The organism is uncultured Ramlibacter sp., from assembly GCF_936925435.1.
Taxonomy (GTDB): domain Bacteria; phylum Pseudomonadota; class Gammaproteobacteria; order Burkholderiales; family Burkholderiaceae_C; genus Ramlibacter.
In genome coordinates this window covers 1-22,543 of record NZ_CAKZHQ010000003.1, presented here as the reverse complement: position 1 = coordinate 22,543, position 22,543 = coordinate 1, and the positions used below count along the sequence as shown (strand labels likewise).

The window sequence follows — 22,543 nt, the reverse complement described above, 5'->3', positions numbered from 1 at the left end:
AAGCAGGAAGCATTCCCGGCCCCCTCTGGGATAATCCGGGTCTATGAGCGGCAACACCTTCGGAACACTCTTCGCGGTCACGAACTTCGGCGAATCGCATGGCCCGGCCATCGGCTGCGTCATTGACGGCTGCCCGCCCGGCATGGCGCTGTCCGAGGCCGACATCCAGAGCGACCTGGACCGGCGCCGTCCCGGCACCAGCCGCCATGTCACCCAGCGCCAGGAAGAGGACAAGGTCGAGATCCTGTCGGGCGTCTATGAGGGCCGGACCACCGGCACCCCCATCTGCCTGCTGATCCGCAATACCGACCAGCGCAGCAAGGACTACAGCGAGATCGCCCAGACCTTCCGACCCGGCCATGCCGATTACGCCTACCTGCACAAATACGGCCTGCGCGACCCGCGCGGCGGCGGGCGCTCCTCGGCGCGACTGACGGCGCCCATGGTGGCGGCCGGCGCGGTCGCCAAGAAATGGCTGGCGCACAAGCACGGCATGCTGTTTCGCGGCTGCATGCAGCAGATCGGCGAGCTGGCCATCCCGTTCGAGGGCTGGGAGCATGTCGCCCACAACCCATTTTTCGCCCCGGTGGCCGATGTATCGGCGCTGGAGGCCTACATGGACAGCCTGCGCAAGGCCGGCGACTCCTGCGGCGCGCGCATCCGCGTCACCGCGAGCAATGTGCCGGTGGGGCTGGGTGAGCCCCTGTTCGACAAGCTCGACGCCGACATCGCCTGGGCCATGATGGGCATCAACGCCGTCAAGGGCGTGGAGATCGGCGCCGGTTTCGCCAGCGTGGCGCAACGCGGCACCAGCCACGGCGACTCCATGACGCCGCAGGGCTTTCGCTCCAACAACGCCGGCGGCATGCTGGGCGGCATCAGCACAGGCCAGGACATCGAGGTGTCCATCGCCATCAAGCCCACCAGTTCCATCATCAGCCCGCGCGAGACCATCAATGTGCGCGGCGAGGCCACCGAGGTGGTGACCAAGGGCCGCCACGACCCCTGCGTGGGCATTCGCGCCACGCCGATTGCCGAGGCCATGCTGGCCCTGGTGCTGATGGAGCATGCGCTGCGCAACCGGGCGCAAAACGCCGACGTCGACCCGCCGATGGAGCGGATCCAGGCTTCCTTCCTGTGACGGAATGAGCCTGCCTGCAGTGGCGGCCAGAGGCCGCCAGATCGTGCCATTTGCCGCGCTGTCGGCCACCTACTTCGCCCACATCGGCTTTTTCAATCCCTACCTGCCGCTGTGGCTCAAGAGCCTGGGCCTGCCCATCGTCGTCATCAGCCTGCTGACCTCGGTGCAGTCCCTGACCCGGGTGTTTGCGCCCTATGCATGGGGCGCGCTGTCCGACCACACGGGTGAGCGGGTGCGGCTGCTGCGGCTGAGCGCCGCCGTGGCCCTGGTGGCTTCGCTGGGCCTGTGGTGGGACGGTGGCGCCCTGTGGATAGCCCTGGTGCTGTTGCTGCTGTTCACCCACACCAGTTCGATGATGTCGCTGACCGAGGCCGCCATGGCCCACCTGGTGGCCGGCGACTGGGGCCGCTACGGCCGCATCCGCCTGTGGGGCTCGGCCGGCTTCATGCTCACGGTCTTTCTGGCCGGCGCCTGGTTCGAGCACTTCGGCATGGGGCATTTCCCCGGCTGGACCCTGCTGACCCTGGCCGGCGTGCTGGCCTGCACCTGGTGGCTGCCCGATGTGCGCGAGAAGCCCACCCACGCCGATGCTCCGCGCGAGCCGATCGGCCCGGTGCTGCGCCAGCCGGTGCTGCGCTGGTTCTTTGCCGCGCTGTTCTTCCATGTGATGGCGCACTTCGCGGTCTACGGATTCCTGTCGCTGTACCTGGACGCGCTGGGCTATAGCAAGGCCATGATCGGGGCGCTGTGGGCCGTCTCGGTGCTGGTGGAGATCGGCTGGTTCTTCTGGCAGGGCCGGCTGATCGGCCGTCTGCCGATGTCCCGCTGGCTGGTGGTCTGCGGCGCGGCGACGGCGCTGCGCATGGCGCTGACGGGCGCGGGCGGCGACTGGCTGGCTGTCCTGTTTGTCGCCCAGCTTTTGCATGCGCTGACTTTCGCCACCCACCACACGGCCTGCATCGCCATGGTCACCCAGCACTTTCCCGGCCGCCTGCGGGGCCGCGGCCAGGCACTGTTCACCGTCACCGGCTACGGCCTGGGCGGGGTGCTGGGCGTGCTCGCCGGAGGGGCCTTTGCCTCGCGCTGGGGCTTCGAGTGGATGTATGGCATCGCCGCCGTGCTGGGCGCCATCGGCACCTTTTGCGCCTGGCGGGTCGACCGGCTGGAGCGCTGCACTGTTGCGCATTAGGATCAGTGCACATGAAACGGTACATCTTGGGCATTAATTCCACGGCAAATTGCCACCCGGCGACCAAAATGCCGGTTCGATGGCGACGGGGACACGCATGCCGCACCTGAATTTCGTCAAGCAAGGCCGAGGACCGGTGGTGATGCTCAGCCACGCGCTGGGCTGCGACCTGAGCATGTGGGACGAGGTGGCGCAAATCCTGGCGCGCCACTACACGGTGCTGCGCTACGACCACCGCGGCCACGGCCGTTCGGAACGGCTGCCGGGGCCCTTCACCATGGCCGCTTTCGCCGACGACGCCGCCAGCCTCATCCAGGAGCATGCGGACGGCCCGGTGAGCTTTGTCGGCCTGGTCTTGGGCGGCATGGTGGGCCAGCAGCTGGCATTGCGCTACCCGCATCTGGTGACCAGCATCGTGATGGCCAATTCCGCCACCTATTTCGATGGCGTGATCCGCCAGCGCCTGCTGGCGCGGGCCAAGATGGCGCTGGACCACGGCATGGAAGGCGTTGCCCAGGAGGCGATGGGGCGCTGGTTCTCGCCGGCCTTCCTGGCCGACCCGCATGGTGCGGCCACGGCCGCCCAACTGCGTTCGGTGCTGGTCGAGGCCGATCCGCAGGTCTATGTGTCCACCTGCCAGGCCATCCTGGACGTCGATTTCGGCGGCAGCAATCCGCTGATCGCCTGCCCCACCCTGGTGATCGCCGCCAAGCACGACGACAGCATCACGCTGGACAAGGGCGCAGCCTTGTCGCGCAGCATCTCAGGCGCGGAGCTGCGCACCCTGGACACCGGGCGCATGAGCGCGGTGGAAAAGCCCTACGAGTTCGCCGCCCTGGTGCGTGAATTCCTGCGCACCCAGCGCGACCCTGCCATGGCGTAGGCGGCTGCCGGCAGGCCGCCGGAAAACGTGCCCGCTCAGTGCGGGCTGCTGTGGGCTTGCATGGTCTCGATCAGCGCCAGCTGCAGCCGCGTGTGCAGGCGCACGAAGCGCTGCCACAGCACCGCCGTGACCACGGCCGCGCCGGCCAGGATGCCGGCCAGCCATTCCCAGGGTGGCAGGATGCTGGCGCTGAGCCAGCCGATCAGCGCCAGGATGCCGGCGACGCCGGCCGCGGGGATGACTTCTTCCATGGCCCGGCGCAGCACCCGGGAGCGCACCAGCATCTCGGCCAGCAGCATGGCCAGGGCCTTGAGCTTGCGGTAGGCGGCGATCAGGAAGGGCAGGGACACCAGCAGGGCGGCGCTCCAGGCCAGGGCATCGGACACCCGGGGGTCGTCCAGCAGCGGCAGGCTGACCACGCCGCCCAGCTGTGAGCCAGCATAGGCGCCGGCGATGAAGACCGCCGCGATCAGAGCGAAATTGACCAGCACCTGCAGCACGATGCGGCCGATGATGGCGCGCAGGTGGACGGCATCGCCGGGCCGGGACAGGCGTGCCAGCCAGGCCGGGTAGCGGCCCAGCCAGGCCGACAGGCGCGTGGGCATGGCAGCGGCGGCGCGCAGGCTCAGCGGGTCCGACAGCCGGATCAGGTAGGGCGTGAACAGCGTTGTGAGGGCCGACACCGCCACCGCGATGGGGTAGAGGAAGTCGCTGGTCACCTTCAGGGTCAGGCCCAGCGAGGCGATGATGAAGGAGAACTCGCCGATCTGCGCCAGGCCCATGCCGACCTTGACCGAGGTGCGGCCGTCGTTGCCCGCCAGATAGCTGCCGCCCGCGCAGGAGAGCACCTTGCCCAGTACCACCGCCGCCGTGATGATGGCAATAGGCCCGGCGTAGGCCAGCAGCACACCGGGATCGAGCAGCAGGCCGATGGAGACGAAGAAGATCGCGCTGAACATGTCGCGCAGCGGCCCGGTCAGGCGCTCGATCAGCCGCAGCTGGCGCGACTCGGCCATCACCGCGCCGATGACGAAGGCGCCCAGGGCGATGCTGTACTCGAGCTTGACCACCAGCAGGCAAAAGCCGAAGCACAGGCCCAGCACCGTGATCAGCAGCATCTCGTCGCTGGCCGCTTTGGCCACGGAGTCGAGCAGGCGCGGCACGACCAGGATGCCCAGCACCAGCGACACCACCATGAACAGCGACAGCCGGCCCAGGGTGCCGAACACCGCCGGCGCATCGACCTCGCCGGTGGTGGCCAGGGCCGAGAGCAGGGCGATCATGGCGATGGCCAGGATGTCCTCGACGATCAGCACGCCGAAGATCAGCTGGGCAAAGCGCTGGTTCTTGAGCTGCAGCTCGGACAGCGCCTTGACGATGATGGTCGTCGAGGAGATCGACAGGATGGCCCCGAGGAAGATCGAGTCCATCCGGCTCCAGCCGAACCACTGGCCCAGGCCGAATCCGATGGCCAGCATGGCGGCGATCTCGGTGACGGCGGCCACCACGGCCGTCATGCCCACCGCCGCCAGCTTGCGCAGGCTGAATTCCAGGCCCAGCGAGAACAGCAGGAAGACCACGCCCAGCTCCGACAGGATGCGAATGGTGTGCTCGTCGCTGACCAGGGCGAAGGGCGGCGTGTGCGGCCCGATGATGACCCCCGCCAGAATGTAGCCCAGGACCACGGGCTGCTTGAGGCGATGGAAGACGATGGTGACCAGGCCCGCGATCAGCATGATCACGGCCAGATCCTGGATGAAGCCGGCGGAATGCATGGCATGACCTTATCAGCTTTGCTCTGGCGGGGGCATTCAAAGCCCACTAGCATGGACGCCATGAACAAGCCACTGAAGATCGATTTCGTCTCCGACATCGCCTGCCCCTGGTGCGCGATCGGCCTGGCCAGCCTGGACGAGGCGCTGCGCCGCCTGGGCAGCGAGGTGCCGGTGGAACTGCACTTCCAGCCCTTCGAGCTCAACCCCAACATGCCGCCCGGCGGCCAGGACATCGGTGAGCACCTGCGCGAGAAGTACGGATCGACGCCCGAGCAGCAGGCCGGCGCCCGCGAGAACATCCGCCAGCGCGGCGCGGCCCTGGGCTTCGAGTTCCGCAAGGAAGGGCGCGGCCGTGTCTGGAACACCTTCAACGCGCACCGCCTGCTGCACTGGGCCGGACTGGAAGGGCCGCAGGCCCAGTACGCGCTGAAGAAGGCCTTGCTGCAGGCCTACCACGGCGAGGCCCGCGTGATGGAGGACCTCGAGGTGCTGGCCCAGGCTGCCGAGGCCGCGGGGCTGGACGGCGCGCGGGCCCGCGAGATCCTGGCGGGTGAGGAGTATGCCGACCAGGTGCGCGAGCGCGAGAGCTATTACGTGGACCACGGCATCCATGCCGTGCCCTCGGTCATCATCAACGACAAGCACCTGGTCCAGGGTGGCCAGCCGCCCGAGGCTTTCGAGCAGGCGCTGCGGCAGATCACGGGCAGTTGACCCCCACGCTTGCTCACTGCGTGTAGCTCGCTGCCCCCCGAGGGGGCCTTCGCGCCTTGGGGCGGCCCAGCGCCGCTCAAGAGCCGCCTGAGGCCTGTCAGCCGCTGTTGCTGAAGCGCTCGTTGACCGTCATCCAGAACGCATACACCTGGCGCATCTTGCGGCGCAGCTCGTCGTAGTCGGTGGCCTTGCGCACATAGCTGTTGGCGCCGTTGGCATAGCACGCAGCGATGTCGCTCTTTTCGGTGGACGAGGAGTGCATGACCACCGGCAGCACCGCCGTGCGTGGGTCGGCCCGCAGAGCCTTGAGTACTTCCAGGCCGTGCATGCGCACCAGTTTCATGTCCAGGATCACCAGCCGGGGCTGCTGGCGTGTGTCGCGGCCGGCGTGGCTGTTGCGGCCGAACAGGTAGTCCAGGGCTTCGACGCCGTCGCTTGCCGTCGCGATGCTGGAGACGTCGCAGCATTCGCTGAGCGCCATGACGGTCAGTTCAAGATGGTCGGGATTGTCATCCACCACGAGGATCGCGGCGTCGTTCATTGTGGGCCTGGTGAAATGCTGTGTTGCTCCGGCCTTGGGATTGCCTTGCGCGTTGCGCGGGCCGGGTGCGAAACATTTTCGCACAGTCAGTCATGCGCGAGGCTGGGCCGCGGTGGCGGCCTCGCGCGAGAGGGCGGCGCAGAAATCCAGCAGGGCCTCGGCCTCCATGGCCTTGTCGAAAATGGCGTCGCAACCCAGTGTTTCGCATTGGCGCCGGACCTCGGCGCTGGCCATGCCGGTGAGCACCACCACCTTCTGCTGCGAACTGCGCCCGCGCAGGGCGGCCAGCACGCGCAGGCCGTTGCCGCCGGATTCGAGCAGCAGGTCGACGATGGCGATGTCCCAGGCGTTGGCCGGGTCGCCCAGCCAGGCGATGGCCTGCTGCTCCTGGCCGCTGACGCCGGTGGTGACGATGCCGGCGAGCTCTTCGAGCGACTCCACCAGGCTCGAGCGGATCGCCGGGCTGTCTTCCACCACGTACGCTTTCAGGGTCACGGCCTGTCTCCTTCGCCCGTTACACCCATGCATGATGGCATGCTAACCAGGCGCCTGCCACTGCGACGGGTGGCCACTGTGGGCCAATTCCCACGGTCCGGGCTGCGGCTACAGGCGCCGGCCCAATTCCGGCAGGGCGGCGACCAGCAGGGCGATGCCCGAGGCGGTCAGCAGCAGCAGGATCAGCTTGCGAAAGGCCGTGTCGCTGATGCCGGCGTAGGCGCGCGCTCCCAGCAGGGAGGCCAACACCACGGCCGGTGCGACGATAGCGAACAGGGGCAGCATGGCGGGGGTGACGATGCCGGTGAGCAGGTAGCTGCCGAAGGTGGCCGTCAGTACGGCGAGGTTGAAGGTCTGGATGACGCTGCGCTGGCTGTCCCTGGCCATGCCGCGCAGGCTGCACCACAGGGTGGGCACCACGCCGCTGAAGCCGCCGAGCGCGCCCATGAAGCCGCCCACCGCGCCGGCCAGGCCGTCGGCGACACGGCCCCCGCGGGTCACGCGCGGCAGGCGCGCCGAAAAGTACATCAGCGGGCACACCACCACCAGCAGCAAGCCAAGCAGGCCCTTGAAGGCAGGGATGTCCAGCCGCGGCAGCAGCAACAGGCCCAGGGGCAGGCCGGCCAGGCCGCCTGCGAGGAAGGGGCCGACCTGGGCCAGGCTGAAGCCGCGGCGCACGGTGAGCGCGCTGAAAACCTGGCCGGTCAAGCCGCCGAAGACCGCCAGGGCCACCGCCAGCCGCGGCTCCAGCAGCCAGGCCCACAGCGACATGGCGGTGAGGCTGAAACCGAAGCCGGACAGGCCCTGGACGAAGCCGGCCATGGCGGCGCCGGCAATGACGATGGGGATCAGCGGGTCGATCGCGCGACCCTATTCGTAGGCCGAGACCGGCACGCAGCTGCAAAACAGGTTGCGGTCGCCGTAGACGTTGTCCACCCGGCCCACCGGCGGCCAGTACTTGGCGTGGCGGCGCTCATCGAGAACAGCCGCACCGGTGCCGCGCGGATAGGCATGCTCCCAGTGCGCGCCCAGCAGGCTGGCGGCCGTGTGCGGCGCGTGCTTGAGCGGGTTATCGTCCTGCGGCCACTCGCCTCGCTCGATGCGGCGGATTTCCTCGCGGATCGCCAGCATCGCGTCGATGAAGCGGTCGATCTCCTCCAGCGTCTCGCTCTCGGTGGGCTCCACCATCAGCGTGCCGGCGACGGGGAAGCTCAGCGTGGGCGCGTGGAAGCCGTAGTCGATCAGGCGCTTGGCCACGTCTTCGGCGGTCACGCCGCAGGCCTCCTTGATGGGCCGCAGGTCCAGGATGCATTCGTGGGCGACGTGGCCGTTTTCGCTGGCGTACAGCGTGGGGTAGTGGTCCTTGAGCCGGGTGCTGATGTAGTTGGCGCTGAGGATGGCGGCCTCGGTGGCCTGCTGCAGGCCCGCCGCGCCCATCATGCGGCAGTACATCCAGCTGATCGGCAGCACGGCTGCATTGCCCAGGGGCGCGGCGCTCACGGCGCCGACACCTCCGGCAACCCCGCCGGTCGCGTGGCCCGGCAGGAAGGGGACGAGATCTTCGACCACGCAGACCGGGCCGACGCCGGGGCCGCCGCCACCGTGCGGGATGCAGAAGGTCTTGTGCAGGTTCAGGTGGCTGACGTCACCGCCGAACTCGCCCGGCGCGGCCACGCCGACCAAGGCGTTCATGTTGGCGCCGTCGACGTAGACACGGCCGCCATGGCTGTGCACCAGGGCGCACAGCGCCTTGACCTGGGTCTCGAACACGCCGTGCGTGCTGGGGTAGGTGATCATCACGCAGGCGAGGTTGGCGCTGTGCGCCTCGCACTTCGCCTGCAGGTCGGCCAGGTCCACATTGCCACTGGCATCGCAGGCCGTCACCACCACCTGCATGCCCGCCATCTGGGCACTGGCCGGATTGGTGCCGTGGGCCGAGGAGGGAATCAGGCAGACCTTGCGCTGGCTGTCGCCGCGGCTCTCGTGGAAGGCCTTGATGGCCAGCAGGCCGGCGTATTCGCCTTGCGAGCCGGCATTGGGCTGCAGGCTGATGCCGGCATAGCCCGTGGCCTGGCACAGCCACTCGCGCAGCTGCGCATCGAGCTGGGCATAGCCTTGCAACTGGTCGGCCGGCGCGAAGGGATGGACGTTGGCGAACTCCGGCCAGGTGATGGGGATCATCTCGCTGGTGGCGTTGAGCTTCATGGTGCAGCTTCCCAGCGGGATCATGCTGCGGTCCAGTGCCAGATCCTTGTCCGACAGGGCGCGGATGTAGCGCAGCATGCCGGTCTCGCTGTGGTGGCTGTTGAACACCGGATGCGTGAGGTAGGGCGTGGTGCGGCGCAGCGCCGGCGGGATCAGCGGCTCGATGCCTTTTTCGAAGGCGTCGAACGAGGGCAGGGCCTGGCCGTCCTTGGCGAAGAGCTTCCACAACAGCACGATGTCCTCGCGCGTGCTCGTCTCGTCGAGCGTGATGCACAGGTAGTCTTTGAAGTAAATCCGCAGGTTGGCCCCCGCGGATACTGCGCGTTTCGCTATCGAATTGGTAGCATCCCGGGTGTGCAGCGAGAGCGTGTCGAAAGCGCTGTCGCCGCGCGGCGCGTGGCCCAGCTGGGCCAGGCCGCGGGCCAGGATGGCGGTGTAGCTGGCCACCCGCTGGGCGATGCGCTTCAAGCCCTGCGGCCCGTGGTAGACCGCATACATGCTGGCCACCACCGCCGGCAGCACCTGGGCGGTGCAGATGTTGGACGTGGCTTTCTCGCGCCGGATGTGCTGCTCGCGGGTCTGCAGCGCCAGCCGGTAGGCCGGATTGCCGTGGCTGTCGACGCTGACGCCCACCAGGCGACCCGGCAGCGAGCGCTTGTATTCGTCACGGCAGGCCATGTAGGCGGCATGCGGGCCGCCCGCGCCCATGGGCATGCCAAAGCGCTGGGTCGTGCCCACGACGATGTCGGCGCCGAACTCGCCGGGGGGCACGATCAGCGTCAGCGCCAGCAGGTCGGCCGCGACGATGAAGGCGGCCTGCTTGCCATGCACCTTGTCGACGTCGGCGCGCAGGTCGTCGATGCGGCCGCTGGTCGATGGGTACTGGGCCAGCGCGGCGAAGTACTCGCCGGCCAGCAACTTGTCCCACTCGGGGCCGGAATTGGCCAGCACCACCTCGATGCCCAGCGGCCGGGCGCGGGTCTGGATCACCTCGATGGTTTGCGGATGGCAGTCGCCGGCGACCACGAAGACGTTGCTCTTGCTCTTGACGCTGCGTCGGGCCAGGGTCATGGCCTCGGCGGCGGCCGTGGCTTCGTCCAGCATCGACGCGTTGGCGATCGGCATGGCTGTCAGGTCGCAGACCATGGTCTGGAAGTTCAGCAAGGCTTCCATGCGGCCTTGGCTGATCTCGGCCTGGTAGGGCGTGTAGGCGGTGTACCAGGCGGGGTTTTCCAGCACGTTGCGCAGGATCACGCCCGGCGTGTGGGTGCCGTGGTAGCCCTGGCCGATGAAGCTGCGCAGCACCTGGTTGCGCGAGGCCATGGCCTTGAGCTCGGCCAGCGCCGCCGCTTCCGTCACCGGCGGCGGCAACTCCATCGCGCTGCTGCGGGCGATGGAGCGGGGCACGATGCTGTCGATCAGGGCGCGGCGCGAGGCCTCGCCGACCACCGACAGCATGTGGCGCTCACCGGCCTCATCGATGCCGATGTGGCGCGGGATGAATTCGGCGGGGTTTTCAAGCTCGGTGAGCGGGCGGGCGGACTGCATCAGCATGGTGGCTCCGGTGGAATCAGTTGTCCTTGGCGAACCTGGCGTAGTCGGGCTCGTCCATCAGCACATCGAACTGCGCCATGTCCTTGATCAGAATCTTGAAGAACCAGCCATTGCCCAGCGGGTCGCTGTTGGCCAGCGAGGGGTCGGCGCGCAGGGCTTCGTTCACCTCCGTCACTTCGCCGGCGATCGGCATGTAGACATCGGCGGCGGCCTTGACCGACTCCACCACGCCGGCGACCTCACCCTTGGCGTAGCTCTTGCCGACCTCGGGCAGGTCGACGAAGACCACGTCACCCAGCGCGTCCTGCGCATGCAGGGTGATGCCGACCACGGCTGCTTCGTGGTCCTCGAGTTGGACCCATTCATGGTCCTGCGTGTACTTCATGGTCATGGTGCTTCTCCTAATGGGGGTCAGATTCCAATTTTTTCAGCCGCGGTGGTAGCGCGCCGGCACGAAGGGCATGGCGCGCACCTCCATGGGCACACTCTTGCCCCGCACGATGGCATTGAGGCGTGTGCCCGGCGATGCAAAAGCCGCGCCCACATAGCCCATGGCCACTGGCGTGTCCACGGTCGGGCCCAGCAGGCCGCTGGTGACGGCGCCGATGGGCCGGCCCTCCAGGTCCTGCAACTGGGCCGGCTCGCGCACCGGAATGCGCTCCAGCGCCACCAGGCCGACGCGCTTGCGCGCCAAAGGCACTGTGCCATCGAGTTGGGCCAGCACCTTGGCGGCGCCGGGAAAGCCGCCGGCGCGCGCGCCGCCGCTGCGCCGCACCTTCTGGATGGCCCAGGTGAGGGCCGCCTCCACCGGCGTGGTGGTCGTGTCGATGTCGTTGCCGTACAGGCACAGCCCAGCTTCCAGCCGCAGCGAATTGCGCGCGCCCAGGCCGATGGGTTTGACTTCGGGCTGGGCCAGCAGGGTGCGGGCCAGCAGCTGCGCGTGGGTATCGGCCACCGAAATCTCGAAGCCGTCCTCGCCGGTGTAGCCGCTGCGCGTGATGTACAGATCCGTGCCTTCCCAGGTGAAGGCGCCGCCGGTCATGAAAACCAGCTTCTCCACCCCGGTCAGCAGCCGCGACAGCGCCGTCACCGCCTGCGGTCCCTGCAGGGCCAGCAAGCCGCGCTCCGGCATGGGGATGACTTCGCAGCGTGTGCCTATGCGCGACTGGATGTGGGCAATGTCACTCACCTTGCAGGCGCCATTGACGATCACGAAGATGTCTTCTTCCCTGCGCACGAACATCAGGTCGTCGATGATCCCGCCCTCGTCGCTCAGCAGCAGGCCGTAGCGCTGCTTGCCCACGGCCAGGTCGATCACGTCGACCGGCATCAGCGACTCGAACGCGGCGGCAGCATCGGGCCCCGCCAAGCGCAGCTGGCCCATGTGCGAGACGTCGAACAGGCCGGCGGCGCTGCGAGTCTGCTGGTGCTCGGCCATCAGGCCGGCCGGGTATTGCACTGGCATGGAATAGCCGGCGAAGGGCACCATGCGGGCGCCGAGCTCCACATGCAGGGCATGCAGCGGGGTTTGCAAAAGGCTGGATGGGGTGGCTGGCACGCGTGACTCTCCAGGGGCGAACGAAACCATGGTACAGACCATGGGCGGCCCCTGCTGTCCGCTTTACCTGAGAGATTCGCCCCGTGCGAAACGGGGGTTGCTCCTTCGGTGGGACTGCTGCGCCACGGGGGCGGCAGGCCTCTCTCCAGCAAGGTGAACGCCCCGCGATGGAAGCGCCTTGTCAGTCCTGGGTACCTGAGCGTTCGGCTGGGGGCCTGCGCCTTCGGTGGTTCCGCGAAGGAACTCTCTCCTGACGCGGCGAGTATAGCCGCGCTATTTGAATCCCAGCGCGTGCGGCGCCCAGGTGCTCAGGGCCGGCACGAAGGTCAGCAGCACCAGCACCACGCCATGGGCCCACAGGAAGGGCATGAGCTCGCGCACCAGCGGCCCCATGGGCACGCGCGAGACGTTGGAGGTGACGAACAGCAGCCCGCCCACCGGTGGCGTGATCATGCCCAGCGTCAGGTTGTAGATCACGATCATGGCGAAGTGGATCGGGTCGATGCCCAGTTTCATGGCCACCGGCCCGAGGATGGGCGCGAGCACCATCACGCCGGGCAGGGGCTCGATGAATATGCCGAACAGCAGCAGGAAGATGTTGACGAAGATGAGGAACATCCACGGCGACAGGTTCATGCTGACGATCCACTCGGCCATGGTCTGCGGCACGGCCTCGATGGTCAGGATCCAGGCGAACGAGGCCGACAGGCCGATGATGATCAGCACCGAGGCGGTCAGCAGGGCCGATCGCGCCAGGATGTCGGGCAGGGCCTTCCATTCCAGCGTGCGGTAGATGAATTTGCCGCAAACCAGGGCATAGAACACCGCCACCACCGAGGCCTCGGTGGGCGTGAACCAGCCGGCGCGCATGCCGCCCAGGATGATCACCGGCAGCAGCAGGGCGGGGATGGCCTTCCAGGTGGTGCGCCAGACCTCGGGCCAGGGCGGCATCTGGCCCTCGCCGCGGTAGTTGCGCTTCTTGGAAACCCAGAAATTGACGGCGCACATGGCCACAGCGATCAGGATGCCCGGCACGATGCCCGCAACGAACAGGCCACCGACGGTGACGTTGTCCTCCTGCAGCGCGTAGATGATCATGATGATCGAGGGCGGGATGATGGGACCGACGATGGCGGTCGATGCCGTCAGTGCCGCCGCGTAGGCGCGGCCGTAGCCGGCCTTGTCCATCATCTTGATCAGCATCGAGCCGGGACCGGCCGCGTCGGCCAGGGCCGAGCCCGAGATGCCGGAGAAGAAGGTCAGTGACACCACGTTGGTGTAGCCCAGGCCGCCACGCTTGTGGCCGACGAACTGGCCGGCGAACTTGAGCAGCACCTCGGTCAGCGAGCCGCCGCTCATCAGCTCGGCGGCCAGGATGAAGAAGGGCACGGCCATCAGCGGGAAGCTGTCGACGCCGGTGAAGGTTTCCTTGAGCAGCACGAACAGCGGATAGCTCTCGGCCAGGATCAGGGTGACGACGGTGGCCAGGCCCAGGGCAAAGGCCACCGGCACGCCGATGGCCAGGAAGAAGCAGGAACCGAGAAGCAGAAGCAGGCTGGCGTTCATAGGGAGGCACTCGCGGTGGCGTCGAAGTGAGCGTCAGAGGCGAACTCGCGGCGCAGCACGTAGCTGCGCACGATGAGGCTCCAGTGCACGATCAGCAGCAACCCGCCCACCGGCATGGCGGAATAGACATAGGCAAAGGGGATCTGGGTGGCGGCCGTCAGCTGGAACATGGTGCGCTGCATGTAGAGCCAGCCGTACCAGATCATGAAGCCGAAGAAGGCAAACAGGCAGACGGCGATGAAGGCGCGCAGGGCGATGGCGGCCTGGCGCGGCAGCGCGTCCTGCAGGTTCTCCACCGCGATGTGGCCGCCGTAGCGCAGCACGGGCCCGGCGCCCAGGAAGGTCAGCCAGATCATCATGTGGCGCGAGACTTCCTCGGCCCATTCGATGGAGTGGCTGGTGAGGTAGCGCAGCGCCACGTTGGTGAAAATAATGACGGCCATGGCCGCCAGCAGGCCGATCAGGGCCCAGCGGTTGGCGGCGAGGAAATAGCGTTCGAAGGTCTTCATGAAAAAACCGCCCGGGGTCGCCGGGCGGTGTGTTGGGTCGTCGCCGGAGCTTACTTGACGTCCTGGATCTTCTTGATGTTGTCGGCGCCGAATTCCTTGGCGTAGCCGGCGTAGGCGGGCTTGAGCGCTTCACGGAAGGCCGCGCCGTCGACGGTCTTGGTGACCTTCATGCCGTCCTTCTCGAGCTGGGCGATGCCGCTGTTCTCGTCGTCGTTGACCTTCTTGCGCTGGGCCGCACCGGCCTTCTTGGCCGCGTCGCTGAAGACCTTCTTGTCGGCGTCCGACAGCTTGTTCCAGACCTTGGGCGACAGCAGCAGCAGGGCGGGCGAGTACACGTGGCCGGTCAGCGACAGGTGCTTTTGCACCTGCGAGAACTTGGAGGCCAGGATCACGGGGATGGGGTTTTCCTGGCCGTCGACCGTGCCTTGCTGCAGGGCACCGAACAGTTCCGGGAAGGCCATGGGCGTGGGCAGGATGCCGAAGGTGCGGTAGCCGTCCATGTGCACCTTGTTTTCCATGGTGCGCATCTTCAGGCCGGCAGCGTCGGACGGCTTGACGATGTCGCGCTTGCTGTTGGTCATGTGACGGAAGCCGTTTTCCGTCCAGGCCAGGGCGATGATGCCCTTGCTGGGGAATTTGGCCAGGATGTCCTGGCCGATCGGGCCGTCCATCACCTTGCGCGCGTGGTCGTAGTCACGGAACAGGAAGGGGATGTCGACGATCTTGACTTCCGGCACGAAGTTGCCGACCGGGCCGGTCGAGGTGTTGGTCAGGTCCTGCGTGCCCAGTTGCACGGCTTCGATCTGCTCGCGCTCACCACCCAGGGCGGAACTGGGGAACTGCTGGCACTTGTAGCGGCCGGCCGTGCCCTTCTCGATCTCATCGCAGAACACCGTGGAGCCCACGCCGTAGTGCGATTCCTTGGTCGTGGCGTAGCCGATCTTGAGCACCGTGGTCTGGGCTTGTGCGGCTGCGGCGAGGCCCAGGGCCAGGCCCGCGGCGAGAGTGAGTTGGGAAAGCTTCAAGTTTGTCTCCTGGAGGGGAAGGGTTGCGCATGGCCATTGGGGCCACGTTCGCCAAAGTTGTCATACAACTTTTCCCGATTATGGCCCGGCCGGACGGGCCCCCGACTACGGGTTTTCGCGGACCCCTGCCGCGCCGCCTACATGTTGGTGTAGTTGGGCCCGCCGCCGCCTTCGGGCGTGACCCAGACGATGTTCTGGGTGGGATCCTTGATGTCGCAGGTCTTGCAATGCACGCAGTTCTGCGCGTTGATCTGCAGGCGGTCGGTGTTGTCCGGGTTCTTGACGAACTCGTACACGCCGGCCGGGCAGTAGCGGGCCTCGGGACCGGCAAAGCGCGCCAGATTGACGTTGACCGGCACCGACGCATCCTTGAGTGTCAGATGGGCCGGTTGCTCCTCGGCGTGGTTGGTGTTGGAGATGAACACCGATGAGAGCCGATCGAAGGTCAGTTTGCCGTCGGGCTTGGGGTAGACGATGGGCTTGCACTGCGATGCCGGCTTCAGGGCGGCGTGGTCGGGCTTGTCGCGGCGCAGCGTCCAGGGCATGCGGCCGCGCAGCAGCCATTGCTCGATGCCGTTCATCAGCGTGGCCACCAGCAGGCCCTTCTTGAACCAGGCCTTGAAGTTGCGCGATTTGCTCAGCTCCTCGTGCAGCCAGCTCTTTTCGAAGGCCTTGGGGTAGGCGTCCAGTTCGTCGTGCTGGCGACCGGCGGTGATGGCGTCGTAGGCTGCCTGCGCGGCCAGCATGCCGGTCTTGATGGCGGCATGGCTGCCCTTGATGCGGCTGACGTTGAGAAAACCCGCATCGCAGCCGACCAGGGCGCCGCCGGGGAAGACCAGCTTGGGCAGGCTCATCAGGCCGCCGGCGGTGATGGCGCGCGCGCCGTATTCCAGGCGCTTGCCGGGATTGATGCCCTGCTCGGTGTCGCCTTCGAGGTACCAGCGGATGTTGGCGTGCGTCTTCCAGCGCTGGAATTCCTCGAAGGGGCTCAGGTAGGGGTTGCTGTAGTCCAGGCCGGTGATGAAGCCCAGCACCACCTTGTTGCCTTCCATGTGGTACAGAAAGGCGCCGCCGTAAGTGCTGTTGTCCATGGGCCAGCCGGCGGTGTGCATGACGAAGCCCGGCGTGTGACGCTTGGGGTCGATCTCCCACACTTCCTTGACGCCCAGGCCGTAGGTCTGCGGATCCTTGCCGGCGTCCAGCTTGAAGCGGCCGATCAACTGCTTGCCCAGATGGCCGCGCGAGCCCTCGGCGAAGATGGTGTACTTGGCATGCAGTTCCATGCCCAGCTGGAAGCTGTCGGTGGGCTCGCCGTCCTTGCCCACGCCCATGTTGCCGGTGGCCACGCCCTTGACCGAGCCGTCGGCGTTGTACAGGACTTCGGCCGCCGGAAAGCCCGGGAAGATCTCCACGCCCAGGGCTTCGGCCTGCTGGGCCAGCCAGCGGGTCACGTTGCCCAGGCTGACGATGTAGTTGCCGTGGTTCTCGAAGCACGCGGGCAGGAAGATATTGGGCGTGCGGAACGCCGAGTTCTCGCCCAGGAACACCATGGCGTCGTCGGTCACCGGCTGGTTCAGCGGCGCGCCGCGTTCCTTCCAGTCGGGGAACAGCTCGCTCAGGGCGCGCGGGTCCATGATGGCGCCCGACAGGATGTGGGCGCCGGGCTCGGAGCCCTTCTCCAGCACCACCACCGACACCTCCTTGCCATGCGCGGCCGCCAGCTGCTTGAGGTGGATGGCCGTGGCCAGGCCGCCGGGGCCGCCGCCGACCACCACCACGTCGTATTCCATTGCTTCGCGCGGTCCGAACTGCGCCAGTATTTCTTCGTGGGTCATGGAGCTCTCTCGCTGATAATTGTTTGCACTCGCGGGTGGGCGGTGGCTGCCGCCGGGCCCAGGCATTTTAGAGTGGCAGACGGTGGTAACCGAACGGTCGTTCTTATTTTTAGTCAGGAGACTCCTGTGGCGTACAGCATCGATTTATCCGGCCGCGTCGCCTTTGTGACTGGCGCCTCCAGCGGCCTGGGCGCGCAGTTCGCCCGGGCCCTGTCCCGCGCCGGCGCCGCCGTCGTGCTGGCCAGTCGGCGGGTCGAGCGCCTCAAGGAGCTGCGCGCGCAGATCGAGGCCGAGGGCGGCGATGCCCATGTGACGCAGCTGGACGTGACCAACCTGGACAGCATCAAGTCGGCCGTCGCCCATGCCGAGACCGAAGTCGGCTCGATCGACATCCTGGTCAACAACTCCGGCGTCTCGACCACCCAGCGCCTGCAAGACGTGGGCGAGGACGACTACGACTTCATCTTCGACACCAACGTCAAGGGCGCCTTTTTCGTGGCGCAGGAAGTGGGCAAGCGCATGCTGGCGCGCGCGCGCGGCGCGGCGCCGGGCACCTACACCGGCGGGCGCATCATCAACATCGCCTCGATGGCCGGCCTGAAGGTGCTGCCGCAGATCGGCGCCTATTGCATGAGCAAGGCGGCCGTGGTCCACATGACCAAGGCCATGGCGCTGGAATGGGGCCGCTTCGAGATCAACACCAACGCCATTTGCCCGGGCTACATCGACACCGAGATCAACCACCACCACTGGCAGACCGAGCAGGGCCAGAGGCTGATGCAGATGCTGCCGCGCAAGCGCGTCGGCCAGCCCGAAGACCTGGACGCGCTGGTGGTGCTGCTGGCCAGCAGCCAGAGCCACTTCATCAACGGCGCCATCATCGCTGCCGACGACGGCTTCGCTTTGTAAAAAGCAGATCCGTGTTGACGGGCATCCTGGCCGGCCTGGCGGCTGGCGCCCTGTGGGGACTGGTCTTCGTGGCGCCGCGCATGGTGGCGGCTTATTCCTCGGTCGACCTGAGCGCCGGCCGCTTTGCCGCCTATGGCGCGGTGGCCGGCGTGCTCTTGCTGTTGTTGCGGCCGCGCCGCCTGCCGACATGGCAGCAAGCCGGCGCCGCCTTGGGCATGAGCCTGCTGGGCTTTGGCGGCTACTATCTGCTGCTGGTATTGGCCATCCGCGATGCTGGCACCGAGGTGCCCACGCTCATCATCGGCACCATCCCGCTGTGGGTCATGCTGCTGGGCAAGCCAGGCCACCTGCGCTGGGCGGCGCTGGCGCCCGGCCTGGTGCTGACGCTGGCCGGCCTGGCGCTGATGATGGGGGCCCCGCACGGCGGGCTGCAGACCGCAGCGGACGCCAGCTACTGGCGCGGCATCGCGCTGGCGGTGGCGGCCATGGCCTGCTGGACCGCCTTTGCCATCCTCAATTCGACCTGGCTCAAGCGCCACCCCGAGGTGCGCGCCACCGACTGGGCCAACTGGCTGGGCGTGGCCACAGGCCTGGGCGCGCTGGCCCTCTGGTTGGCCGCCGGATCAGAGGCAAAAGAGCTGTTCTCCCGCTCGGAATGGCCGCGGTTTGCTATCATTTGCATAGCGACAGGCTTTGGCTCGGCCTGGCTGGCAACCCTCCTGTGGAACATTGCCAGCCGGCGCCTGTCGGCCAGCCTGTGCGGCCAGCTGATCGTCAGCGAAACCTTGTTCGCGTTGCTCTATTCTTTTGCCTGGGACGGCCGCTGGCCCAGCCTGGCCCAATCGGCCGCCTGCGTGCTGTTCACCCTGGGCATCCTGGCATCCATCAAGGCACACCGATGAAGATCGACATCCCCGAGAAAAAGAAGTTTGTCTACGAGATGGTCATCCCCATCCGCTGGGGCGACATGGACGCCATGGGCCATGTCAACAACACCATCTATTTCCGCTACCTGGAGATCGCCCGGCTGGAATGGCTGCGCTCCATTGGCATTGCGCTGGACCCGCGCGGCGAGGGCCTGGTCATCATCAACGCCTTTTGCACCTTCCACCGCCAGTTCGAGTTTCCCGGCGACATCCTGGTCAAGATGTACGTCAGCGACCCGGGCCGCAGCAGCTTCGAGAGCTGGGCCACGATGGAGCGCACCGACCAGCTTGGCACCATCTACGCCAGCGGCGGCGCGACCACGGTGTGGGTCGACTTCCCGGCGCAAAAGTCGCTGCCCCTGCCGGACTGGGTGCGCGCCCTGCTTGCCTAGACGCCGGGCGCCAGGCCTCAGCTGAAGATGCGCACGGCCGCCACCAGATGCTGCGATTGCTGCTGCAGCGAGGTGGCTGCGGCCGAGGCCTCTTCCACCAGCGCGGCGTTCTGCTGCGTGGCCTGGTCCATCTGGGTGATCGCCTGGTGGATCTGCTCGATGCCGGCGGTCTGCTCCTGGCTGGCCAGGGTGATCTCGCCAACGATGTCAGTCACGCGCTTGACGCTGCCGACGATCTGCTCCATCGTTGCGCCGGCCTGGCTCACCAGGGCGCTGCCGGTATCGACCTTGCCGACCGAGTCGTCGATCAGGCCCTTGATCTCCCTGGCTGCCGCTGCCGAGCGCTGCGCCAGGCTGCGCACTTCGCTGGCCACAACCGCAAAGCCACGGCCTTGCTCGCCGGCGCGCGCTGCTTCCACAGCAGCGTTGAGGGCCAGGATGTTGGTCTGGAAGGCGATGCCGTCGATCACCGAGATGATGTCGACGATCTTCTTGGACGAGCCGCTGATCGAGGCCATGGTGTCCACCACCTGGCTGACCACGTCGCCGCCCTGCACGGCGATCGAGGAGGCCGACAGCGCGAGCTGGTTGGCCTGGCGGGCATTGTCGGCGTTCTGCTTGACGGTGGTGGTCAGCTCCTCCATCGAGGCCGCGGTCTGCTCCAGTGCGCTGGCCTGGGCCTCGGTGCGCGAGGACAGGTCCTGATTGCCGGAGGCGATCTCGCCGGAGGCGGTGGCGATCGTGTCGGTCGATTCGCGGATCTGCTTGACGGTGCCGGCCAGGTTTTGCTGCATCTGGTGCATTGCGGCCAGCAGGCTGGCCTCGTCACCCGGGCGCAGGTTCACGCTCACCGACAGATCGCCGGCGCCGATGCGGCGCACGATGTCCGAGGCATAGGCCGGCTCGCCGCCCAGCTGGCGGTACAGATTGCGCGCCAGGCTCCAACCCAGGCCGCCGACGATCAGCATCAGGACGCCGCCGATCGACAGCAGGATGATCGCGCTGCGCCAGAAGGCCGTGTCGATGTCGTCGATGTAGTCGCCGAAACCGATGGTCCAGTCCCAGGGCTCGAACTTGATCACCGCATACAGCTTCTCGACCTCGTTCTTGGTGCCGGGGCGGGTGCCGGGGGCGATCACCGTGCCGATGGTCTTGCCCTGCAGCGCGGCGCGGTAGCGCACGCCGGCTTCCTTGCCGCCCTTTTCGTCGACGATGCCGATGCGCTTGGGATTCGGGTGCACGTAGTTCACGTCATTGGTGAAGCCGCGCACGAAGAAATATTGCTCGTCCTTGCGGAAGCTGCCGATGATGCGCTTGGCCTCCTTCTGCGCGTCGGCCTGCGAGAGTTCGCCGGCCTTTTCCTGCGCATGCAGCTTTTCCAGCGCCGAATGCGCCAGAACGACCAGCGTGGACAACTGGGCGGTGCGGTCCTTCATCATCGATTGCCGCAGGGTGGACAGCGACACCGCGGCCAGCACCACCATGCCCAGCAGGGCAACCATACAAAGGAGCAGGACGCGAGTTCGCAGTTTCATGGGATTCACCGTGGGGGCAGGCTCAAGAAAGCGGCCGGACGACGAGAACAAGCAAGCGTACGGCCATGACAAGGCGCGCCTTGTGGCGGCACTGGTCCAGTTATCGGCCGGCGGGAAGGAATCTTGAGGTGGTGGTGTCGCCGTTCCCGGCAGCTCGATTGCGCGCCGCTCCTTCGTCCTATTTCTGCCTGGGTACCCGGCCCATCAGATAGAACTCCGGGTTGGGCAGCATGTTGGAAAAGCTGGCCATGCGGTTGGACAGGCCGAAGAAGGCCGTGATGGCGGCGATGTCCCAGATGTCCTCGTCCGAGAAGCCATGGGCATGCAGGGGCGGGAAGTCCTCCTCGCCGACCTCGTCGCTGTGCTGGCAGACCTTCATCGCGAACGCCAGCATGGCGCTCTGGCGCGGCGTGATGTCGGCCTTGCGCCAATTGACGGCCACCTGGTCGGCCACCAGGGGTTTCTTCTCGTGGATGCGCAAGATGGCGCCGTGCGCCACCACGCAGTACAGGCAGTTGTTGGCGGCGCTGGTGGCGGTGACGATCATCTCGCGCTCGCCCTTGGTCAGAGACCCATCCTCCTTGAGCATCAAGGCGTCGTGGTAGGCGAAGAAGGCCCGCCATTCGGCCGGCCGGCGTGCCAGCGCCAGGAAGACGTTGGGCACGAAGCCGGCCTTGTCCTGCACTTCCAGCACCTTGGCGCGGATGTCTTCGGGCAGGTCCTTGAGTTCGGGGGCGGGATAGCGGCTGGTGGGCATGGCGGTCTCCTTGGACGCAAATTATGCGTGTGGTGAAAGCGCAAATGAATGGCGTTCCCCCGCCTTCTCGCGCTTTGGCCGGTTCAGCGTCCAAACAAGAATCGTTCTGCCCTTCATCGAGACGACGTCTGGTTTTGGGCACCACGCTGGTCGACTTCGCCGCGTTGCGGGGCCGCCGGTTTTCTTCCCCAATTAGAACGCTGCCCCGCAGCAAAAAGAAACATGAAGAATCTCAAAATTGGTACCCGCCTGTCCCTGCTGCTGGGCCTGATGTCCCTGCTTCTGATCCTGGTCGGCGGCGTTGGCTTGCAGGGCCTGGGCGCGACCCGCGACGCATTGCAGACCGTCTACGAAGACCGCACCGTGGCCCTGGGCCAGATCGGCTCCGTCCGCCGCGCCGTGCAGGGCAGCCAGGTCGCCGCCTATGCCGGGATGAGCGCGGCAACGCCGGAAGCCGGCGCTCGCTTTGGCGAGGCCATCGAGAAAGACATTGCCGACGGCAGCAAGATGTGGAAAACCTACATGGCCACCCAGCTGACGGTGGAAGAAGAGCGCATCGCCAAGGACGTGAGCCAGGCGCTCGAGCGCTTCGTCGCCGAGGGCTTGCACCCGGTGCAGAAGGCGTTGCGCGCCCATGACCAGAAGGAAGTGGGCCGCCTGATTACCAGTGCCTTGCAGCCGCTGTTTACGCCCTTGGCCAAGCACCTTGACGCGATCGTGCAGTTGCAGGTGGATGTGGCCAAGCAGGAGTACGACGGCGCGGTGGCGCGCTATGCAACGATCCGGGCCGTGGCCATTGGCTCCATCGTGGTGGGCTTGCTGCTCGCCGTCCTGGTCGGCCTGTGGGTCATCCGCTCCATCACGCGTCCGATTTCTGAGGCAGTGCGCATTGCGCAGACGGTGGCGCAGGGCGATCTGACGTCCCGCATCGAAGTGCACAGCAAGGACGAGACCGGTCAATTGCTGAGCGCGCTCAAGGCCATGAATGAAAGCCTGGTCAAGGTGGTCACCACCGTGCGCCAGGGCAGCGACTCCAT

At 66.9% G+C, this 22,543-nt stretch carries 21 protein-coding genes and 2 riboswitches; of the genes, 8 read left to right on the top strand and 13 right to left on the bottom strand.

Annotated features, from left to right (window positions below; all coding sequences use genetic code 11):
- Positions 1-43: 43 nt before the first annotated feature.
- From aroC to Q0632_RS02275, 3 genes are all read left to right on the top strand, one after another.
- Positions 44-1,141 (top strand): chorismate synthase, encoded by a 1,098-nt coding sequence (aroC, locus tag Q0632_RS02285; RefSeq protein ID WP_298923938.1) that lies wholly within the window; start codon positions 44-46, stop codon positions 1,139-1,141.
- A 4-nt stretch (positions 1,142-1,145) separates the two neighbouring features.
- Positions 1,146-2,330 carry an MFS transporter gene (locus tag Q0632_RS02280; RefSeq protein WP_298923937.1) on the top strand — a complete coding sequence of 395 codons (1,185 nt, stop codon included), beginning with the start codon at positions 1,146-1,148 and terminating at the stop codon, positions 2,328-2,330.
- Between the two features lie 97 nt (positions 2,331-2,427).
- Positions 2,428-3,213, top strand: coding sequence for an alpha/beta fold hydrolase (locus Q0632_RS02275; protein WP_298923936.1), 786 nt, complete (start codon positions 2,428-2,430; stop codon positions 3,211-3,213).
- A gap of 35 nt (positions 3,214-3,248) precedes the next feature.
- Here the strand turns inward: Q0632_RS02275 and Q0632_RS02270 are convergent, their stop codons facing one another.
- Positions 3,249-4,988 carry a cation:proton antiporter gene (locus tag Q0632_RS02270; protein ID WP_298923935.1) on the bottom strand — a complete coding sequence of 580 codons (1,740 nt, stop codon included), beginning with the start codon at positions 4,986-4,988 and terminating at the stop codon, positions 3,249-3,251.
- A gap of 60 nt (positions 4,989-5,048) precedes the next feature.
- On the opposite strand from Q0632_RS02270, the gene Q0632_RS02265 reads away from it, so the two are divergent.
- The gene (locus Q0632_RS02265; RefSeq protein WP_298923934.1) at positions 5,049-5,699 is read left to right on the top strand and encodes a DsbA family oxidoreductase; all 651 of its coding nucleotides are present in this window, start codon (positions 5,049-5,051) and stop codon (positions 5,697-5,699) included.
- 97 nt (positions 5,700-5,796) lie between these two features.
- Here the strand turns inward: Q0632_RS02265 and Q0632_RS02260 are convergent, their stop codons facing one another.
- From Q0632_RS02260 to Q0632_RS02215, 10 genes are all read right to left on the bottom strand, one after another.
- Complete coding sequence (locus Q0632_RS02260; RefSeq protein ID WP_298923932.1) at positions 5,797-6,240, bottom strand: response regulator; 444 nt, start codon at positions 6,238-6,240, stop codon at positions 5,797-5,799.
- A 90-nt stretch (positions 6,241-6,330) separates the two neighbouring features.
- Entirely contained in the window at positions 6,331-6,735 is a 405-nt protein-coding gene (locus Q0632_RS02255) for a response regulator (protein ID WP_298923930.1), read from the bottom strand.
- A 108-nt stretch (positions 6,736-6,843) separates the two neighbouring features.
- Complete coding sequence (locus Q0632_RS02250; RefSeq protein WP_298924413.1) at positions 6,844-7,596, bottom strand: sulfite exporter TauE/SafE family protein; 753 nt, start codon at positions 7,594-7,596, stop codon at positions 6,844-6,846.
- A gap of 9 nt (positions 7,597-7,605) precedes the next feature.
- Positions 7,606-10,494, bottom strand: a complete 2,889-nt coding sequence (gene gcvP / locus Q0632_RS02245; protein WP_298923929.1) for an aminomethyl-transferring glycine dehydrogenase — start codon at positions 10,492-10,494, stop codon at positions 7,606-7,608.
- Between the two features lie 16 nt (positions 10,495-10,510).
- Positions 10,511-10,885, bottom strand: coding sequence for a glycine cleavage system protein GcvH (gene gcvH, locus Q0632_RS02240; protein WP_298923928.1), 375 nt, complete (start codon positions 10,883-10,885; stop codon positions 10,511-10,513).
- A 36-nt stretch (positions 10,886-10,921) separates the two neighbouring features.
- On the bottom strand, positions 10,922-12,082 hold the full coding sequence (gcvT, locus tag Q0632_RS02235) for a glycine cleavage system aminomethyltransferase GcvT (protein ID WP_298924411.1): 1,161 nt from the start codon (positions 12,080-12,082) through the stop codon (positions 10,922-10,924).
- Positions 12,083-12,096: 14 nt separating this feature from the next.
- A riboswitch (glycine riboswitch) is annotated at positions 12,097-12,211 on the bottom strand.
- A gap of 13 nt (positions 12,212-12,224) precedes the next feature.
- Positions 12,225-12,315, bottom strand: a riboswitch (glycine riboswitch).
- A gap of 10 nt (positions 12,316-12,325) precedes the next feature.
- Positions 12,326-13,618, bottom strand: coding sequence for a TRAP transporter large permease (locus Q0632_RS02230; protein ID WP_298923927.1), 1,293 nt, complete (start codon positions 13,616-13,618; stop codon positions 12,326-12,328).
- Complete coding sequence (locus Q0632_RS02225; protein WP_298923926.1) at positions 13,615-14,127, bottom strand: TRAP transporter small permease; 513 nt, start codon at positions 14,125-14,127, stop codon at positions 13,615-13,617. Before Q0632_RS02225 ends, Q0632_RS02230 begins: the two co-directional genes overlap by 4 nt.
- A gap of 50 nt (positions 14,128-14,177) precedes the next feature.
- Positions 14,178-15,152 (bottom strand): TRAP transporter substrate-binding protein, encoded by a 975-nt coding sequence (locus Q0632_RS02220; protein WP_298923924.1) that lies wholly within the window; start codon positions 15,150-15,152, stop codon positions 14,178-14,180.
- Positions 15,153-15,289: 137 nt separating this feature from the next.
- A complete protein-coding gene (locus Q0632_RS02215) occupies positions 15,290-16,987 on the bottom strand; it encodes an electron transfer flavoprotein-ubiquinone oxidoreductase (RefSeq protein ID WP_298923922.1) in 1,698 nt (565 codons plus the stop codon).
- Between the two features lie 126 nt (positions 16,988-17,113).
- Here Q0632_RS02215 and Q0632_RS02210 point away from each other — a divergent pair, with 126 nt between their 5' ends.
- The 3 genes from Q0632_RS02210 to Q0632_RS02200 are packed head-to-tail and all read left to right on the top strand — an operon-like array spanning position 17,114 to position 19,214.
- Positions 17,114-17,896, top strand: a complete 783-nt coding sequence (locus tag Q0632_RS02210; protein WP_298923920.1) for an SDR family oxidoreductase — start codon at positions 17,114-17,116, stop codon at positions 17,894-17,896.
- Between the two features lie 11 nt (positions 17,897-17,907).
- On the top strand, positions 17,908-18,798 hold the full coding sequence (locus Q0632_RS02205; RefSeq protein ID WP_298923918.1) for a DMT family transporter: 891 nt from the start codon (positions 17,908-17,910) through the stop codon (positions 18,796-18,798).
- Positions 18,795-19,214, top strand: a complete 420-nt coding sequence (locus Q0632_RS02200) for a thioesterase family protein (protein WP_298923916.1) — start codon at positions 18,795-18,797, stop codon at positions 19,212-19,214. Before Q0632_RS02205 ends, Q0632_RS02200 begins: the two co-directional genes overlap by 4 nt.
- A gap of 17 nt (positions 19,215-19,231) precedes the next feature.
- On the opposite strand, the gene Q0632_RS02195 is transcribed toward Q0632_RS02200, so the two are convergent.
- Complete coding sequence (locus tag Q0632_RS02195; RefSeq protein WP_298923914.1) at positions 19,232-20,749, bottom strand: methyl-accepting chemotaxis protein; 1,518 nt, start codon at positions 20,747-20,749, stop codon at positions 19,232-19,234.
- Positions 20,750-20,927: 178 nt separating this feature from the next.
- A complete protein-coding gene (locus tag Q0632_RS02190) occupies positions 20,928-21,506 on the bottom strand; it encodes a peroxidase-related enzyme (protein WP_298923912.1) in 579 nt (192 codons plus the stop codon).
- Between the two features lie 222 nt (positions 21,507-21,728).
- On the opposite strand from Q0632_RS02190, the gene Q0632_RS02185 reads away from it, so the two are divergent.
- The coding region (locus Q0632_RS02185) for a Tar ligand binding domain-containing protein (protein ID WP_298923910.1) at positions 21,729-22,543 on the top strand (815 nt) is incomplete at its 3' end.

Coding starts and splice junctions, on each gene's coding strand:
- aroC (WP_298923938.1), top strand. CDS start 44: ATGAGCGGCAACACCTTCGGAACACTCTTCGCGGTCACGAACTTCGGC.
- Q0632_RS02190 (WP_298923912.1), bottom strand. CDS start 21,506: ATGCCCACCAGCCGCTATCCCGCCCCCGAACTCAAGGACCTGCCCGAA.
- gcvH (WP_298923928.1), bottom strand. CDS start 10,885: ATGACCATGAAGTACACGCAGGACCATGAATGGGTCCAACTCGAGGAC.
- Q0632_RS02200 (WP_298923916.1), top strand. CDS start 18,795: ATGAAGATCGACATCCCCGAGAAAAAGAAGTTTGTCTACGAGATGGTC.
- Q0632_RS02265 (WP_298923934.1), top strand. CDS start 5,049: ATGAACAAGCCACTGAAGATCGATTTCGTCTCCGACATCGCCTGCCCC.
- Q0632_RS02230 (WP_298923927.1), bottom strand. CDS start 13,618: ATGAACGCCAGCCTGCTTCTGCTTCTCGGTTCCTGCTTCTTCCTGGCC.
- Q0632_RS02195 (WP_298923914.1), bottom strand. CDS start 20,749: ATGAAACTGCGAACTCGCGTCCTGCTCCTTTGTATGGTTGCCCTGCTG.
- Q0632_RS02215 (WP_298923922.1), bottom strand. CDS start 16,987: ATGACCCACGAAGAAATACTGGCGCAGTTCGGACCGCGCGAAGCAATG.
- gcvP (WP_298923929.1), bottom strand. CDS start 10,494: ATGCTGATGCAGTCCGCCCGCCCGCTCACCGAGCTTGAAAACCCCGCC.
- Q0632_RS02275 (WP_298923936.1), top strand. CDS start 2,428: ATGCCGCACCTGAATTTCGTCAAGCAAGGCCGAGGACCGGTGGTGATG.
- Q0632_RS02280 (WP_298923937.1), top strand. CDS start 1,146: ATGAGCCTGCCTGCAGTGGCGGCCAGAGGCCGCCAGATCGTGCCATTT.
- Q0632_RS02225 (WP_298923926.1), bottom strand. CDS start 14,127: ATGAAGACCTTCGAACGCTATTTCCTCGCCGCCAACCGCTGGGCCCTG.
- gcvT (WP_298924411.1), bottom strand. CDS start 12,082: ATGGTTTCGTTCGCCCCTGGAGAGTCACGCGTGCCAGCCACCCCATCC.
- Q0632_RS02260 (WP_298923932.1), bottom strand. CDS start 6,240: ATGAACGACGCCGCGATCCTCGTGGTGGATGACAATCCCGACCATCTT.
- Q0632_RS02270 (WP_298923935.1), bottom strand. CDS start 4,988: ATGCATTCCGCCGGCTTCATCCAGGATCTGGCCGTGATCATGCTGATC.